Origin of the sequence: Reyranella sp. CPCC 100927 (assembly GCF_007859315.1) — a bacterium.
GTDB lineage: Bacteria > Pseudomonadota > Alphaproteobacteria > Reyranellales > Reyranellaceae > Vineibacter.
The window spans coordinates 1-556 of sequence record NZ_VOHA01000071.1; the positions used below are offsets into that span (position 1 = coordinate 1).

The 556-nt window shown below is 41.0% G+C and carries 1 protein-coding gene; it reads right to left on the bottom strand.

Annotated features, from left to right (window positions below):
- Positions 1-289 (bottom strand): helix-turn-helix domain-containing protein (locus FQU96_RS42010; RefSeq protein WP_146547394.1); only part of this gene is annotated, 289 nt, incomplete at its 3' end.
- Positions 290-556 lie beyond the last annotated feature (267 nt).

The following is a 556-nucleotide window of genomic DNA, read 5'->3' on the forward strand; positions in this document are numbered from 1 at the left end:
TGAACTTATGTCTGCGAAGAAACAAGCTCTTGCGGCCGCATTTGCTTCTATGTAGTTCGTAAGTGCTTTGCCCTTCGACAGCTTTATACCGCTTCACATTGCCGGTATACACGGATACTGTGCCTCTTTTGAGCTCATATCCGACCGTGCTTGGTGAGCAGTTAAGTTCTCTAGCTATAGCACGATTAGAGGAGCCCTTAGAGTGCAGCTCCGGGATTGTAGTCCGGTCGTTTAGCGTAAGGTGCTTGCCCTTTTGGTGTGGTTTAGTGTTAGAATAAGAATGATCCATTTTAACCTCTCTAGAAATGTTTGAGGTAATTCATATTCTACCAGATGGTTGAAATGGATTTTTTGTGCTCTAATCCAGTGAAAACGATTTTTCTTACTGGATCGGAACAGTGTTCAGTTTAATTTTACAATCGGCGAAAGTAAAAAATGTAATCAATTTTAGATAAAGGCGATCAGGGTGGGCTTTGCCGTGAAAATGGCAAGCTCTTTATGTAGATTTTCGCAGAAAAATTCAAAAAAGTTTGTAAAGGGGGCTTGCATAAAATGA